The organism is Streptomyces sp. RG80, assembly GCF_040446465.1.
In the GTDB taxonomy this organism is placed as follows: Bacteria; Actinomycetota; Actinomycetes; order Streptomycetales; family Streptomycetaceae; genus Streptomyces.
Genome location: NZ_JBEAAJ010000016.1, coordinates 143,839 through 159,728, shown reverse-complemented (window position 1 = coordinate 159,728; position 15,890 = coordinate 143,839). Strand labels below are relative to the sequence as shown.

Below are 15,890 nucleotides of genomic sequence, written 5' to 3'. Positions count from 1 at the left end.
AGGTGCATTCCCCTCAACCGCGCACGGCCACGCGTGCGCGCCCAGAGCTGAGCAGGTCGAACCAACCTTCCTCGTCAGCGGTTTGACGACCCCTCAGGGTCGCGGCCAGGCACCGCCCGAGCTTCCACGAAAGAGCCCTATGACTGACTACAGCCAGCCCGTGAGGGTGGCGATCGTCGGCGCCGGAAACATCGCCGACGGCTGCCACATGCCCGCCGTCCAGGCTCAGGGCGGCGAGGCCACCGTCATCGCCGTCGTCGACGTCGACCAACAGCGCGCCGAGGCCTTCGCCGCCCGCTGGAACATCCCCGCCGCCTACGACAGCCTCGACCGGATGCTCCAGGAGCAGCACCCCGACCTGGCCATCGTCTGCACGCCCCCGATCGCCCACGGCGAGGCGATCACCGCCTGCCTGGATGCCGGCGTGTGGGTGTGGTGCGAGAAGCCCCCCACGCTCTCAGTGGCCGAGTACGACGCCGTCGCCGCCCACGAGCGCGAGGGCGGCCCGTACGTCTCCTATGTCTTCCAGCACCGGTTCGGGTCCGCCGCCCGAGCCCTGCGGGAGCACATCCGCACCGGCAGCCTCGGCGCTCCCCTGGTCGGCGTCTGTCACACCCTGTGGTACCGGGACGACGCCTACTTCGAGGTCCCGTGGCGCGGCAGGTGGGAGACCGAGGGCGGCGGTCCCACCATGGGCCACGGCATCCACCAGATGGACCTCATGCTGTCCCTGATGGGCGAATGGACCGAAGTCCGCGCCGCCATGGGCACGTTGGCCCGCGACGTGGAGACCGAGGACGTCTCCATGGCGATGGTCCGCTTCGCCAGTGGCGCCATGGTGTCCATGGTCAACAGCCTCCTCTCCCCCCGCGAGACCAGCTATCTGCGCTTCGACTTCACCGAAGCCACGGTAGAGCTCGACCACCTCTACGGCTACGACAACTCCCATTGGACGTGGACTCCCGCGCCCCATCGGGCCGGCGCCACGGCCACGGAGCTGGGAGCGCCACTCGACGACGAGCCCAGTTCGCATGCCGCGCAGTTGCGCGCGCTGCTGCGGTCACTGCGCGCCGGGGAACGCCCCGAGGCCAGCGGCGACGACGGCCGCCGCGTCCTGGCCTTCATCGCCGCCCTGTACGACTCGGCGATGGCCGGACGCCCCGTCACCCCGGACATGATCAACCCGGCCAATCCCTTCTACCACTGCATGAGCGGTCGCCCCGGCGCCGCCCGGGACAACGACGTCAAGGAGAAGACCGGTGTCTGACACCCGCTTCACGATCGACCACGACGACGCCAAGACCCAGTTCGTGGTGTCGGCCGCCGGCACCGACGTCGCCACGTACGTGTACCGGCCGGACACCCCGCTCGAAGAATCCCCCAAGCCCTACCTCTACCCGCTCCAGACCATCTCCGGCGCGCCCGTGGGCGTCTACCGGCCCTGGGACCACCGCTGGCACAAGGGCCTGCAGATGACCTGGTCACATCTGTCCGGCGACAACTTCTGGGGCGGGCCCACCTTCGAACAGGGCGCGCCCGGCCATGGCTACGTCTGGCGGGAGAACCACGGCCAGCAGGTGCACCGCGCCTTCGACCGGCAGGAGACCGGCGGCAGCGAGGTGTCGGTAGTCCAGGGCCTGGACTGGTTCGCCTCCAGCGACGAGGTGTGGATCGACGAGACCCGGACCCTGCGTTTCCACAGCGCCGACGCCGACGACGGTGTCTGGGCGCTGGACTTCACCACCGCCCTGACCAACGTGCACCTCGAGCCCCTGGAGATGGGCAGCCCCACCACACACGGCCGCCCCAACGCCGGCTACACGGGACTGTTCTGGCGCGGGCCCCGGGCCTGGACAGGCGCGGACGTCATCGCCGACGGGGGCCACGAAGGCGACGCCGTCATGGGTACCCGGGGCGCCTGGGCGGCCATCATCGGCGAGCACGACGAGATCGACGGCGGCGCCACCGTACTCGCCTACGCCGGCACCACCAATGCCTCGACCCCGCTGACGTGGTTCGCCCGCAGCAGCGCCTTCGCCTGCCTCAACCCCTCTCCCGCCTTCGACACGGAGATCAAACTGGAACCCGGCGAGACCCTGTCCCTGACCCACCGCTTCGTGTTCCTCGACCGCATGGTGACTCGCGACGAACTCGAGCCGATCGCACGGGAGTTCGCGCTGTGACCTCCGTCCCCGACTTTCCCGGAGCCGTGGGACTCAGCCAGCTCGAGGTGTACCCCTGGCCCGCGGCGGACGACGAACACGGCGGCTCGCCCCACATGCACCTCACCTGCGCGGAGTGCTACGTCGTCGTCAGCGGCCACGGCCGACTGGAAACCCTCAACCACCAAGGGCACGCGACGACCGAGCTGCACCCCGGAGACACGGTCTGGTTCACCCCCGGAACGATCCACCGCGCCGTCAACGACGAGGACCTCCGCGTGATCGTCGTCATGCAGAACAGCGGCCTCCCCGAAGCAGGCGACGCGGTCATGACCTTCCCGCCCGAGTACCTCTCCCCCGACACCTACCCGGAAGCGGCCTCGCTCCTCGACCCCGACGGCAGCCCCAGCCCCGAGCGCGCGCGGGCGCGCAGGGATCTGGCCGTCGAAGGATTCACCGAGCTGAAGCGGCAGTGGCGGCGCGGAAACCGCTCGGCGTACCAGGACTTCTGCGCGGCAGCGGTACGACTCGTCCAACCCCGGCTGGACACCTGGGAGAAGACGGTCAACCACGGGGCGCTGGCCGCCGCGCACACGGCACTACGGCAGATCAACGCGCTGCGACGCGACGACTTCGACCACCTCTTCGAGGCGGACGTGTCGCGTATCACCCAACCGCCGCGGCAGACCCTGGGCATGTGCGGTTTCCTGCGCGCCTATGTGGCGGAAGCTGGTACCCAATGAGTTCGATGTCGCCGGAAGGCCGTGGGTACGCCGACGCGGCGACCGCCCCGGTCCTTTCCGGGATGTATCCCGATCCTTCGGTATGCCGGGTCGGCGAGGGGTACTTCCTGGCGAAGTCCTCGTTCGAGGACAGCCCCGGCGTTCCGATCTGGCATTCCCGGGACCTGGTCTCCTGGCGCCAGATCGGCAACGCCCTGACGAGGGACGAGCAGTTCCCCGCGGGCTGTTCACCGTCGAGCCGCGGCATCTACGCCCCGACGCTGCGCCACCACGGGGCCGGTTCTGGCTGATCACCGCGAACGTCGACGACGCTCGCGGCGGCCATCAGATCTACCACGCGAACGACCCGGCCGGGCCGTGGTCCGGGCCGGTGTGCCTCCCCGAACTCGACGGCATGGATCCGGACCTGGCCTGGGACGACGAGGGAACGTGACTGGTCACGTACTGCTCGTGGTCGGAGACCGAGATCGGCATCCGACAGGTCGCGGTCGATCTGGAGCGGCGCTTGGTCCTCGAGAAGCCGCGGTGGATCTGACAGGGCACCGGCCTGGCCCATTCCGAGGGGCCGCACCTGTACCGGCGCGGCGACTGGTGGTATCTGGTCATCGCCGAAGTCGGCACCGACCGAGGCCACGTGGTGTCGGTCGCACGCTCCCGGAGCCCCCGAGGGCCCCTCGAGGCCACCCCGCACACTCCGGTCTTCACCCACCGCAGCACGGCTCATCCCGCCCAGAACATCGGTCATGCCGATCTGGTCGAGCGTCCCGACGGGTCGTGGGCAGCGGTGTATCTCGGTGGTGTCCCGCTTCGTGGTGTAGCCGATCAAGGTGCCGGAATCCGCAGGTCGGGGGCGGCGGCTCCGCCGGGCCGGGGGTTCAAGTCGCCCCAGCAGGGTGCCTCTTGGACCACCGCCTCGGCGAAGACCGTCAGGGGTGCCGTACCGGAACACGTAACGCTTGATCCCCTACACCACGCCGCGGGACACCACCTGTATCTCGGCACGCGGCCACAAGGCCGCAGTCCCCGCTTCCACGTCAACGGGCGTGAGACGTTCCTGGCCGATGTCTCCTGGGTGGACGACTGGCCACAGTTCGAACCGGCGAGATGCCATGCCCCGACTGGACAGCGGGACTTCGAGGACGACTTCTCCGCGCCCGGACTGGATCCCAGGTGGGTCTCACCAGGGCAGCGTCCCGACCGGTTCGTGCACGGCGCGCCGGAAGGGGTGGTCGTGGGTCACGCACTGAGCGAGACCGGCGAGCCGTCGGGACTGTTCACTCGGGTCGGCGGAGACCGCTGGGAGGCCGACTTTCGTCGTCGACCCGGGCGAGGGTGCGTTCACCGTTGCCCTACGGCTCGATGGTGCCCACTGGTACGGCCTGCACGTCGCCGGCGGCGAAGTCACCGCCGCCGCACGGATCGGACAGGTCCGGTCGGTTCTCGGCTCCCGCCCGCTGCCCGACTCCCCCGTCACCCTCCGCGTCCGCTCCACGGAGCCGACCTGGAACGGACCGGACGACATCGAACTGGGCATCGGTGACGGAACCGGCACGGACGTCCTCGCCCGCCTCGACGGACGCTATCTCTCCACCGAAGTGGCGGGCGGGTTCACTGAGCGCCTGGTCGGTGTGTGGACCGAGTCGCGGGAGGTCCTTGTCCGCCGGGTCCGGTTCGCCGAACGGCGTGTATGACACCACCCGGTAGCGGATGCAGGCCGCAAATGACGTGCTCTGGAGCTGACTTCCATTCGGCGGCGAAACTCGGCCACGGCGTCGGCCGTCGCGGCTTCTCGCATGGCAGCGAAGGGCGCGACCGGGCGGCGGGCCGGTGTCAGCCGGGGCGCGCTGCTGCATCACTTCCCCACCCGTGAGGATCTGTTCGGGGCCGCGATCGAGCTGCTGGTCGCGCGGAACGAGCAGGCGGTGCACGAGGAACTGGCGGCGGCACGGCCGGACGGTGACCCGCTGTCCCGCTCGTTGCGCGTACTGCGGTCCGTCATGTGCGGGCCTTCGTTCGGTGCGGAGATGGAGTTGTGGGCGGTGTCCCGCACCAACGCTCGGCTGCGGAACGTGCTGCGCCGTGCCGAAGGGGCGGCCCGCCGGGACCTGTACCGGGTGGTCGACGAGGTCATGGGCTCCGAACTCACGGCATCGGCCGCCTACCCGGCGATCGCCGAGCTGACCGTGCAGTTGCTGCGCGGCATGGCGACCTCCGACGTGCTGTACCGGGAGGACACGGACCGCGACGCGCTGCTGGAGGGATGGGGCCGGATCGTGCGACCGCTGCTCACTGGATCGTCAGGATCCCCAGCTGACGCATCGACCCCGCCCACGAGCTGAGAGCCCCTCATCCACTCCCGCTGATGGTGGTGGTGAGGTCGCGCAGGTTGACACCGGAAGGGTCGCGAACTTCTGACCGACCACCGCACTCCACTCGTACGCCCCAGGCCTCCGGGGCCCTGAACCTGCCCTTGCTCCCGGCCCGCCGGGCCGGCCGACACCGTACGGAGTTCACATGACCGACGATCAGCAGTCCACCGTCCTCTACGAGGTGAAGGACCGCAAGACGTACCTCACCCTCAACCGGCCCGACCGCCTCAACGCCATCGACTTCCGGATGCCCGGTGACATCGCCGCGGCTGTCCGACGGGCCAACGACGACCCCTGACCGCCTGGCGCTGGTCGAGATCGCCCCGCCCGGCGCCGACCACACCTGGACCTACGCCCGGCTCCTGGACGACGCCGAGTACGGCGCCGCACTGGCCGGGTTTGATCCTGGTCACCGTTAATCCGGCACTGTGCGACGCCGAACTCGAGCATGTGCTCTCCCCAAGTCCGGCGCCGTGGGACTGCTGCTCACCGACTCCTTCCTCGAGGCGGCGCTGGGCGCCCACCCCCGGGTGCGGCAGGCCGCCGTGCTCGGCGACCTAGGTAAGAGCCGACCAGACGTTGTGGGCCGGATGGCGCGTGCACGCCGCTTCCATACATCCGGCACTGAGAAACCGCCCGCCGAGGCTCAGCCGACAGCGCGAGCCGTCCACTCGGCGATCCGGCGGCGCTCGGCCTCGTCGAGGTCTTCGGCTTCCCGTCGGCCCGAAGACCTCGTACGCTGCCACGTCGCCGACTCCACGAGGGCGCCGTGGTGGCGTACGGAGCCTGAGAGGCACGCCGGGGCTCATCGAGAACTTGACCGAGGCCCAGACCGCCTACGCGTCATCCGTCTCGAAGAGCAGGCGGAGCAGGTCGTTCAGGGGCTCGATGATGTCCAAGTCCTGATTCAGCAGCCACTTCCCCTGGAGGCCGCCGAGCATGGCCTCGATCATCAGGGCCGCGCTTCCGGGGCTGATGCCCTTGCGCAGCCCGCCGCGCTCCGCGTACTCCCGCAGCCCCTCCGTCAGGTGCGCGAGCCCGTGGGCCTGACGGTCGACGAAATAGGAGTGCGCGAGGTGGTCCGGACGTGAGGCGGCGGCGGCGAGCTCGATCCACAGGCACATCAGCTCGGGGTTTTCCTGGTGCTTGTGGAGCCGGGCGCTGAAGTAGGGTGCGAGATCCTCCAGGCTTGCGACCCGAGCCGTACCCTCCGCCCACTCCTCGGAGTCGCGCTGCGCGAGAACCGCACCGAGGAGTTCCTCCTTGCCTCGGAAGTGGTGGAGCAGCCCAGCGGCCGTAATGCCGGCGCGTTCGGCGATGTCACGCAGGGAAGCAGCGGCGTACCCGTGCTCGGCGAAGCTCTCGCGTGCCGCGCGCAGGATCTCCTCCCGCCGGGCCGCCGACTTGGCGTACGGCCCGCGTGCCTTCGCCTCACTCACGGTGTGGTCACCCCTTCTCGCGAACTGTCCGCGACAGCGGTCCGGCGGACTTCGCCTCACCTTACGCATCGAGCCAAGCCTGCAATATAACACTTCGATAACGAAGGATGTCCACAGTCTTCTCGTCCTTGCTTTGCGACCCTAGCGTCCGATCGAAAGTCAAACGGGTGTTAGGAATTTGCTCCCTCTCGGGATCACCGCTGCGCGCTCAACCCCGCTGAGGGCGACGGCGATGGCCTCCGAACCTCCGGTCGGCGGACGAAAGAAGCAACCATGCGTATTCGACCCCCGCACACCTCACCCCGGTCTCTCGCTCTGGTCGCCCTGGCCACCACGGCCGTGCTGCTCACGACAACGGCGTGCGACGGCCAGGCGGCATCCTCGTCGTCCACGACCTCGACGCTCTCCCTGGCCATCATGGGCACCCCGAACTCGTTCGCTCCCGCCCAGCTCACCGAGGGGCAGCAGGCCTACGTCTGGAGCTCCCTCTACGACACGCTGCTCCTCGTCGACGACGACGGCGAACTCCGGCCGGGCGCGGCGCAGCGCTGGACATACTCCGACAGTGGCCGGACCCTGACCCTGGCACTGCGCACGGGCATGAAGTTCAGCTCGGGTTCCCCGGTGACGGCGGCCGCCGTGAAGGCGACCCTGGACCTGATCAGAACGTCCGGCCAGAACCAGACGCAACTCGCCGCCGTGGAGTCCATCGATGCTCCCGACGACCGGACGGTGGTGCTCAAACTCCGCAACCCGGACGCGTCGCTCCTGCACGCCCTGACCGGAGCCGGCGGGGTGATCGCCGATCCCCAGACCATGAGGACCAGCGGTTCCGCGCTCAATCCGGTCTCCTCGGGGCCCTACACCCTGGACAAGGGCGCGACGGTCAACGGGTCGGTCTACGTGCTCAAGCGGCGCGACGACTACTGGAACAAACAGGCCTATCCGTTCCCCACCGTCAAGATCAAGGTGATCTCCGACCGTGCCGCCTCGGTCAACGCCTTGAAGGCCGGTGAGATCAACGCCGGGTCCGTGGAGGTGCAGCAGCTGAGCTCGCTGAAGGCAGCCGGCTTCACCACCAAGCGCATCGAGGCGACCTCGGTGGCCACGCTCCTGCTGTTCGACCGCAAGGGCGACGTGCTCAAGCCGCTCGGAGACCTACGGGTGCGCAAGGCCATCAACATGGCCTTCGACCGGGAGAAGATGGTCCGGCTCTTCCTCAAGGGCTCCGGCAAGGCGACGGAACAGCTGTACCACCCCCTGGACGAGGGCCACGATCCCGCACTCGACCACACCTACTCCCACGACCCGGCCGGAGCGAAGAAGCTGCTGGCCGAGGCCGGATACGCGGACGGATTCTCGGTGAGCATGCCGAGCCTGTACTTCACCAAGCCCTTCGAGCCCACCATCTCGCAGTCGCTCGCGGACATCGGCATCAAGGTCACCTGGGATCCCGTACCCGCCCAGCAGACCATCTCGGCACTGGCCACCAGGAAATACCCCATGGCCCTGGTCATCGACGGGCTGGACCCCGTCCCGGTGCAGACCCGCGACTACTTCTCCCCGAACGGGTACCGCAACGTGTTCGCCTCCTCCGATCCCCGGCTGACCCGGCTGCTGCTGAAGGCGAACGGCGAAACCGATGCCTCGAAGGCGGCGGAGGTGTACAAGCAGATCGACGCGTTCACGGTGAACAACGCCTGGACGGCGCCCGTCTTCTACATCGGCGTCCACTGGGTGACCAAGAAGGGCATCGTCTTCCGCGGGGACGGCTCCTCGACACAGAACAGTCTGCGGCAGTTCGGTCTCGCCGACCAGGCCGGTGGGTGAGCCCCGGCATGATCCTCTATGTGCTGCGCCGCCTGACCGCGGGACTGGTACTGGCGGTCCTGGTGACCATGATCACGTTTCTGCTGCTGAGCACCTCGTTCGACGACATCGCGGGCAGCATCCTCGGAAGCTCCGCGACGCCGGCCCGCATCGAGCAGCAGAAGGCGCAGCTCGGACTGGATCGCACGGTGCTCGTGCAGTACCTGGACTGGCTGTCCCACGCCGTGCGGGGCGACCTCGGACTCTCCTACTTCACCAGCGAGCCCGTGCGGTCGGCCATCGCCGCGCGCCTCGGTGTCACCCTGTCCGTGGTGCTTGCGGCGCTTCTCCTCACCGCCGTCGTCGGTGTGACGCTCGGTGTGCTGGCGGCCAGCCGTGGCGGAGTCGTCGACCGGATCGCACAGGGTGCCTCGCTGTTCGGCCACCTCGTGCCGAACCTCCTGATCGCCATCGGGCTCGTATGGCTCCTGGCCCTGCGCCTGCACTGGTTCCCAGCCACGGGATACACGCCGCTGGGGGAGGATCCCGCCCGCTGGGCGGCCTCGATCACCATCCCCGTACTGGCCCTGACGGCAGCCGGGGCCGCCAGTCTCACATCCCAGGTCCGCGGGGCCATGATCGACGAACTGCGCAAGGACTACGTCCGTACCCTCCGGACACGCGGGATCCGCCCCCGCTCGATCCTGCTGCGCCACGCCCTGCGCAACGCCGCGGGTCCCGCACTGACGGTCCTGTCCCTTGAGTTCGTACAGATGCTCGGAGGGGCGCTGGTCATCGAGCAGGTCTTCGCACTGCCGGGCTTCGGCTCGTACGCCTTCAACGCGTCTCTTCAGGGCGACATCCCGATCATCATGGGCATCACGCTCTTCGCGGTTCTGCTCGTGGTCTGCGTCAACCTGCTCGTCGACCTCGCGAACGGATGGCTCAACCCGAAGGCGAGGATTCGATGAGCACCGCACCGAGCAACGACACCCCCGCCCGCGACCAGGGAGACCGGCCAGACCCGGCGGAGGCCCCAGCGAGCGGCAGGTCACCCCTACGCCGGCTGCTGCGGGACCCGCAGGCGGTCATCAGCGCCGGCATCCTGCTGGTCATCGTCACGCTGGGCCTGCTCACCCCACTGATCACCGATCACGGACCCAACCAAGCCTCGCTCGAGGCGATCAACGCCGACGCCGGCAGCCACGGCTATCTCCTCGGCGGCGACAAGAGCGGCCGCGACATCTTCGCCAGGCTCCTCCACTCCGTCAACACCAGTGTCGTCGCGGCACTCATCGGCACCGGCATCGCCCTCGCCATCGGCGTCGCCTTCGGGCTGATCGGCGGATACTACGACCGGCGCCTGCGGGCTGTCACCGAGTGGGTGTTCAGCCTCGTCATGACCTTCCCGGGGCTGCTGTTGCTCATCGTGCTGCTCCCGGTGACCAAGGGCGACTACCGCGTCACGATGATGATCTTCGGGGTGCTGCTGTCACCCGGTGTCTACCGCCTGGTCCGCAACCTGGTCCTCGGCGTCAGGAACGAGCTGTATGTGGACGCCGCCCGGGTCTCGGGTCTGCCGGACCGGCGCATCCTCTCGCGGCACATCCTTTACACGGTCCGAGGCCCGGTCGTCATCGCCACCGCGTTTCTCGCCGGAGCGTCCATCGGCGTGCAGTCGGGCCTCGCCTTCCTCGGCGTCGGGCCGAGCACGGTCCCCAGCTTCGGCGCGATGATCGCCGACGGGTTCACCAACTTCTACGAGGAACCGCTCCAGTTCCTCTGGCCGAGTCTGACGCTCGGTGTCATCACCGCCTCTCTGGTGCTGCTCGGCAACTCGCTGCGGGACATACTGGAGGGCGGACGGCCAGGGCCGTCAAGGATCACCGCGGCGGCGCCTCGGCCGACGACCGGACTCACGACCGGGGCAGGGCCTTCAGGGCTGCTGACCGTCGAGGACCTCGCCCTCGCCTACCCGACTTCCTCGGGCGAGTTGAAAGAGGTGGTCAGTGGGGTCGCCCTGAGCCTGGAGGCGGGAGAGACGCTCGGGCTCGTGGGCGAATCGGGGTCGGGCAAGACACAGACCGCGTTCGCGATCCTCGGTGTACTGCCCGCGGAAGCGGTCGTCACCCGCGGCTCGGTCCGCCTCGACGGGCGCGAACTCCTGGGCCTGAGCGAGCGCGAACTGTGCGGTGTGCGCGGAAGAGCCGTGGCGTACGTGCCCCAGGAGCCCATGTCGAACCTCGACCCCTCCTCCACCGTGGGCTCCCAACTGGTCGAGGGGATCCGCACGGCGACACCGATGTCGCGACGAGAGGCCGGCGAACGCGCACATGCCCTGCTCAGCCGCGTCGGAATCTCCGATCCCCGGCGGGTGTTCGCGTCCTATCCGCATCAGATATCCGGCGGCATGGCGCAGCGCGTCCTCATCGCGGGCGCCGTCGCGAGCCGGCCGTTGCTGCTCATCGCCGACGAGCCGACCACCGCCCTGGACGTGACCGTGCAGGCGGAGATCCTCGACCTGCTGCGCGACCTGCGCAAGGAACTGAACATGGCGCTGCTGCTCGTGACCCATGACTTCGGGGTGATCGCCGACAGCTGCGACCGCGTCGCCGTCATGCAGCAGGGCGAGATCGTCGAGACCGGGGACGTGCTCGACCTGTTCAGCACGCCCGGGCACCCTTACACCCGCACGCTGCTCGACTCGCTCCTCGAGGAGAACTCGGCGCGCACCGATCAGCCCGGCGTCACCGACGAGCCCAGGCAGAAGGAGGCTCGATGACGGCGCCACTGCTCGACCTGAGCGGCCTGCGGGTCACCTATCCCGGCCGCGGCTTCAGGGCCCGCCCCCACGAGGTGCTGCACGGGGTGTCCCTACTGGCCCGCGAAGGCGAGACCCTCGGGCTCGTCGGCGAGTCCGGCTCCGGGAAGACGACCCTCGGGCGGGCCGTCCTCGGACTGGTGACACCCAGCGGCGGACACGTCCGGTTCCGGGGCCGAGACATCACCCACGCCTCCCGCAAGGAACGCCGCGCGCTCGCCCGGGACATCCAGGTCGTCTTCCAGGACCCGTACAGCTCACTCAACCCGGCTCTCGCCGTCGGCGACATCCTCAGCGAGCCGCTGACGACACAAGGTGCCACGACGCGCGAAGCGCGGGCCCGCATCGCGGAGTTGCTGGATCAGGTGGGTCTGCCCAAAGACGCCGCCCGGCGGCTGCCGCGCGAGTTCAGCGGCGGACAGCGGCAGAGGGTGGCGATCGCCCGTGCTCTCGCCCCCGAGCCGAGCCTGATCGTCTGCGACGAACCCGTTTCCGCCCTTGACCTGACGACCCGGGCCCGCGTGCTGGACCTCTTCGTCGACATCCAGCGACGTACCTCGGTCGCCTACCTGTTCATCTCGCACGACTTGGCCGTCATCCGGCACGTCAGCCATCGCGTGAGTGTCATGCGAGGCGGTGAGATCGTCGAGACCGGAGACGCCGGGCAGGTGACCTCACGGCCCCGACACCCCTACACCCAGATGCTGTTGCTCGCCGCACCCGTCCCCGACCCTGCCGCACAGCGCGAGCGCCGCCAGGAGCGTCACCGGCTTCTGGCGCGCGAACGGACGGAAACGGCCGCGGTTCAGCACGTCGAGCAAGGCACCGATCCGGGGCAGTTCGGTCCATGAGCGGGGACATCAGTGATGGCTCACCCAGCCTGCGGACATCTCCGCGAGACGGCCCGGCGCGGACAAGGAAAAGAAATTCGGAGGACCCATGCTGAAGCCCCTCTCCACCGCCACCCGTGAACTGGCGAACCTCGACGGCCTGTGGGACTTCGCCGTCGGCACCGCCGCGGGCGAACACCCCTGGACCGGGCCGCTCGACACCCGTCTGGAAGCCGCCGTGCCCGCCAGCTACAACGACCTGTTCACCGACAGCGCGATCCGTGACCACGTCGGCTGGGTCTGGTATCAGCGCCTGGTGCGTGTGCCCCGTGGCTGGTCGGACGAACGGGTGATGCTGCGTCTGGACGCAGCCACGCACGAGGGCAGGGTGTACGTCGACGACACCCTGGTCGCCGAACACGTCGGCGGATACACACCGTTCGAGGCCGACATCACCGAACACGTCGCCGCAGGGCAAGAGTTCCGCCTGACGATCGGCGTCAACAACGAACTCACCAACCTGACGATCCCCCCGGGCACCATCACCGTCACCGAGGACGGCCGTCGGCAGCAGAAGTACCATCACGACTTCTACAACTACGCCGGCCTCGCCCGCTCGGTGTGGCTGCACAGCGTGCCGCGGGTCCACATCGAGGACATCACCATTGTCACCGGCCTCGACTCGACGACCGCGATGGTGGAGTACGAGATCGGGACCAACGCCCCCGCCGCCGTGCGCGCCCGCGTCCTGGACGCCGCCGGCACCGAGGTGGCCGCCGGCGAGGGCGCGAGCGGCACTCTGAGCATCGAGGACGTGACGCCGTGGCGGCCGGGGGCCGCGTACCTGTACCACCTGGTCGCCGAGATCGTGGACGGCGAAGCGGTCCGCGACACTTATCACCAGGCGTTCGGCGTCCGCACCGTCGAGGTCCAGGGGACCAGGTTCCTCATCAACGGCGAGCCCTTCTACTTCACGGGCTTCGGCAAGCACGAGGACACCCCTGTGCGCGGCAAGGGGCACGACGACGCATACCTGGTGCACGATTTCCAGCTCATGGAGTGGACGGGCGCCAATTCCTTCCGTACGACGCACTATCCGTACGCCGAGGAGATGCTGGACTTCGCGGACCGGCACGGGATCGTCGTCATCGACGAAACCGCAGCCGTCGGCCTCAACCTCGCCGTTCAAGGAGGACTCACCGGCCGGCCTCACCCGCCCACCTACTCGGACGACACCCTCAACGACGACACGCGTGCGGCGCACGCCCAAGCCATCCGAGAGTTGATCGGCCGCGACAAGAACCACCCCAGTGTGGTCATGTGGTGCGTCGCCAACGAGCCGTCCACCCACGAGGACGGCGCACGCGACTACTTCGAACCGCTCGTCGAACTCACCCGCAAGCTCGATCCGACCCGTCCCGTCTGCAGCACGGCCTCTCTGCTCACCACGCACGAGAACGACCGTATCGCCGACCTGTTCGACGTCGTGTGTCTCAACCGCTACTACGGCTGGTACATCGCCAACGGCGACCTTGTCACCGCGGAAGCGCTCATGGACTCAGAGCTGCGGGCCTGGGTCGAGAAGCTCGGCAAGCCGATCCTGATGACCGAGTACGGCGCCGACACGCTGCCCGGCCTTCACTCGGTCTGGGACCAGCCGTGGACAGAGGAGTATCAGGTGGCCTATCTGGCGGCCCACCACCGTGCCTTCGACCGTTGCGACGCCGTCGTGGGCGAACACGTATGGAACTTCGCCGACTTCCAGACCTCCCCCGGCATCCACCGCGTCGACGGCAACCGCAAGGGCGTCTTCACCCGCGACCGCCGTCCCAAGGCCGCCGCTCACGCACTGCGGGCGCGTTGGATCTCTCTCTCCGGCCACAAACCGTCGAACGACGCCTGACAGGCCTGCCGGACACTGCCGCCATCAGCCCCGGTGTTCGTCTACTCGCACGGAGCCGGAGATCCCACCATCGACCAGTCTGTCCTCCCCGGACAGAGCGATTTCACCGTTCACAGAAGCGAGGTTCTCGACCGATGCCCTTACGTACCCGACGCCCCTTGAAACGAGTACCGCTGGCCGGAGGCATAGCAGCGATCCTCCTCATCTCCACCCAACCCGATGCGGTTCTGGCGGCAGAGGCGCCTGAGTCGCCCGCCGGGGTTCGGGTCGACTTCGGCTCGGCGGAGGGCAAACTGCCGCGACCGGAGAAGCACAACAACTTCGGGAGCCTCAACTCATGGCCTCAGCAGCGTGCCGACGATGTTGCGTTCCTCAACAAGAAGGGGCTGCACGGCGAGATCTACCGCGTGTGGGTCAGCAGCCCGAAGGCGCCGCCCGAGAGCAACGTCTTCAACCTGTGCCGCCTGGAGACGCAGTCCTGCGACCTGTCCATACTGGACGACTACCTCACCGACGCGAGCACCGTGTCCGATGAGCTGCTGGTGAATGTGAACCCCACGGCCTTCGTCGAGGGCAAGAAGCCCTGGAAAGACCTGGCACCGACGCTCGAGCTGATCATCCGCAGCCTCAAAGAGAAGTATCCGCGCGTCAAGTACATCGAAGCGTTCAACGAACCGGACTGGCAGTTCTACGGAGAGCAGCGCCACAACGGACACCCCGCGAACGAGACGACGTTGCAGCCCGACGGTCTGTATCGCTACTACATGCCGTTCTACGAGGCCGTCAACAAGGTCAACAAGAAACTGCGGCCTGCGGACCGGATCAAGGTCGGCGGGCCGAGTCTCTCCCTGATGGACCCCAAGTGGGTGAAGCCCTTCCTCGACGCGTACGCGGCCGACCGGAACCCGCGCAAGCGTCTGGATTTCCTCTCTTATCACTCCTACCTCGAGTGGGACGACGCCTATCAGGCGGCGAAGCTGTACAAGGACGACCTCCGAGTGGTGGCGTCACAACGGAAGGTCCTCCGGGGATGGCTGGCGGAGCGCCGACTCGACCGGCACCTCCCGGCCTTCATCACCGAAACAGGCATCTACCCCGGACCGAGCTACGACGACACCGACCCGAAGAAGGACTACATCCGGCAGGCAGCCGCCATGGCCACGTACGGATACCTGTACGCGAACCAGCCCGACACTCAGTTGTTCAGCTGGTGCGTCCGACACAGGGTCGAGGAACGCAAGGACCAGTTCGTGACCCGCACCCCGAACGGGCCGCTGAAGGACACCTTCACCCCCTACGGGAACATGATGCTGATGCAGTCCAAGATGAAGGACACCAGGGTGTCCGCCGTCGCGGAAGATGCTCTCGAGAAAGACAACGGCCTCTATACGATGGCGTCGAAGGACCGCACGGGCGCGTCGCTGATGGTCTGGAACTGGCAGCACGTAGGCGACCGCAGCTATCGGGCCACCCTCAACATGTCCCGGATACCGTCGGAGCTCCGACAAAACCAGGTCCGCGAGCGCGTGTACCGGATCGACCAGACGACGAGCAACTACTTCGGTGACCCGGCCAAGGCCGACCTCCAACTGGTCGAGGAGAAGATCGTCAGGCTGGGCAGGACCTACACCGAGACGGTCGACCTCGCGCCCAACGCGATCTACCTGATTCTCCTCGAACGCGCCTGACGAACAAGGATCGTCCTGAGGCGACACAGGGCCTCGCTCGGGCTGGTGAATCACCGTATCCACACCGCACGAAAGCGAGGCCCTGTTGATCTTCGGCCGATTCAGGTGTCAGCCGGTGTTGCCGGC

General features: G+C 68.1%; 14 protein-coding genes and 1 pseudogene. 13 read left to right on the top strand and 2 right to left on the bottom strand.

Going from position 1 to position 15,890, the window contains the following annotated elements:
• Positions 1 to 139 precede the first annotated feature (139 nt).
• The 5 genes and pseudogenes from ABKA17_RS42790 to ABKA17_RS42770 all read left to right on the top strand — a co-directional run.
• Complete coding sequence (locus ABKA17_RS42790; RefSeq protein ID WP_353697814.1) at positions 140 to 1,267, top strand: Gfo/Idh/MocA family protein; 1,128 nt, start codon at positions 140 to 142, stop codon at positions 1,265 to 1,267.
• The gene (locus ABKA17_RS42785; RefSeq protein ID WP_353697813.1) at positions 1,260 to 2,183 is read left to right on the top strand and encodes a DUF6807 domain-containing protein; all 924 of its coding nucleotides are present in this window, start codon (positions 1,260 to 1,262) and stop codon (positions 2,181 to 2,183) included. The genes ABKA17_RS42790 and ABKA17_RS42785 overlap by 8 nt, the downstream gene beginning before the upstream one ends.
• The gene (locus ABKA17_RS42780) at positions 2,180 to 2,905 is read left to right on the top strand and encodes a cupin domain-containing protein (protein WP_353697812.1); all 726 of its coding nucleotides are present in this window, start codon (positions 2,180 to 2,182) and stop codon (positions 2,903 to 2,905) included. The genes ABKA17_RS42785 and ABKA17_RS42780 overlap by 4 nt, the downstream gene beginning before the upstream one ends.
• Positions 2,902 to 3,195, top strand: a complete 294-nt coding sequence (locus tag ABKA17_RS42775) for a family 43 glycosylhydrolase (RefSeq protein ID WP_353697811.1) — start codon at positions 2,902 to 2,904, stop codon at positions 3,193 to 3,195. The genes ABKA17_RS42780 and ABKA17_RS42775 overlap by 4 nt, the downstream gene beginning before the upstream one ends.
• Before the next feature lie 257 nt (positions 3,196 to 3,452).
• A pseudogene (locus tag ABKA17_RS42770) lies at positions 3,453 to 3,665 on the top strand (family 43 glycosylhydrolase); the annotation flags it as partial.
• 589 nt (positions 3,666 to 4,254) lie between these two features.
• On the opposite strand, the gene ABKA17_RS42765 reads toward ABKA17_RS42770, so the two are convergent.
• Entirely contained in the window at positions 4,255 to 4,599 is a 345-nt protein-coding gene (locus ABKA17_RS42765) for a hypothetical protein (protein WP_353697810.1), read from the bottom strand.
• Positions 4,600 to 4,698: 99 nt separating this feature from the next.
• On the opposite strand from ABKA17_RS42765, the gene ABKA17_RS42760 reads away from it, so the two are divergent.
• Together ABKA17_RS42760 and ABKA17_RS42755 are read left to right on the top strand one after the other, a co-directional pair.
• Complete coding sequence (locus ABKA17_RS42760; protein WP_353697809.1) at positions 4,699 to 5,244, top strand: TetR family transcriptional regulator; 546 nt, start codon at positions 4,699 to 4,701, stop codon at positions 5,242 to 5,244.
• Positions 5,245 to 5,419: 175 nt separating this feature from the next.
• Complete coding sequence (locus ABKA17_RS42755) at positions 5,420 to 5,572, top strand: hypothetical protein (protein WP_353697808.1); 153 nt, start codon at positions 5,420 to 5,422, stop codon at positions 5,570 to 5,572.
• A gap of 538 nt (positions 5,573 to 6,110) precedes the next feature.
• Here ABKA17_RS42755 and ABKA17_RS42750 read toward each other — a convergent pair.
• Positions 6,111 to 6,713, bottom strand: a complete 603-nt coding sequence (locus ABKA17_RS42750; protein WP_353697807.1) for a TetR/AcrR family transcriptional regulator — start codon at positions 6,711 to 6,713, stop codon at positions 6,111 to 6,113.
• Positions 6,714 to 6,986: 273 nt separating this feature from the next.
• Here ABKA17_RS42750 and ABKA17_RS42745 point away from each other — a divergent pair, with 273 nt between their 5' ends.
• The 6 genes from ABKA17_RS42745 to ABKA17_RS42720 all read left to right on the top strand — a co-directional run bounded on the left by ABKA17_RS42745 (position 6,987) and on the right by ABKA17_RS42720 (position 15,764).
• Complete coding sequence (locus ABKA17_RS42745) at positions 6,987 to 8,543, top strand: ABC transporter substrate-binding protein (RefSeq protein ID WP_353697806.1); 1,557 nt, start codon at positions 6,987 to 6,989, stop codon at positions 8,541 to 8,543.
• A gap of 8 nt (positions 8,544 to 8,551) precedes the next feature.
• Complete coding sequence (locus ABKA17_RS42740; RefSeq protein ID WP_353697805.1) at positions 8,552 to 9,493, top strand: ABC transporter permease; 942 nt, start codon at positions 8,552 to 8,554, stop codon at positions 9,491 to 9,493.
• A complete protein-coding gene (locus ABKA17_RS42735; RefSeq protein ID WP_353697804.1) occupies positions 9,490 to 11,304 on the top strand; it encodes a dipeptide/oligopeptide/nickel ABC transporter permease/ATP-binding protein in 1,815 nt (604 codons plus the stop codon). The genes ABKA17_RS42740 and ABKA17_RS42735 overlap by 4 nt, the downstream gene beginning before the upstream one ends.
• Positions 11,301 to 12,194 carry an ATP-binding cassette domain-containing protein gene (locus ABKA17_RS42730; RefSeq protein WP_353697803.1) on the top strand — a complete coding sequence of 298 codons (894 nt, stop codon included), beginning with the start codon at positions 11,301 to 11,303 and terminating at the stop codon, positions 12,192 to 12,194. The genes ABKA17_RS42735 and ABKA17_RS42730 overlap by 4 nt, the downstream gene beginning before the upstream one ends.
• Positions 12,195 to 12,282: 88 nt before the next feature.
• Positions 12,283 to 14,076, top strand: coding sequence for a beta-glucuronidase (gene uidA, locus ABKA17_RS42725; RefSeq protein ID WP_353697802.1), 1,794 nt, complete (start codon positions 12,283 to 12,285; stop codon positions 14,074 to 14,076).
• 158 nt (positions 14,077 to 14,234) lie between these two features.
• Complete coding sequence (locus ABKA17_RS42720) at positions 14,235 to 15,764, top strand: hypothetical protein (RefSeq protein WP_353697801.1); 1,530 nt, start codon at positions 14,235 to 14,237, stop codon at positions 15,762 to 15,764.
• Positions 15,765 to 15,890: the final 126 nt, after the last annotated feature.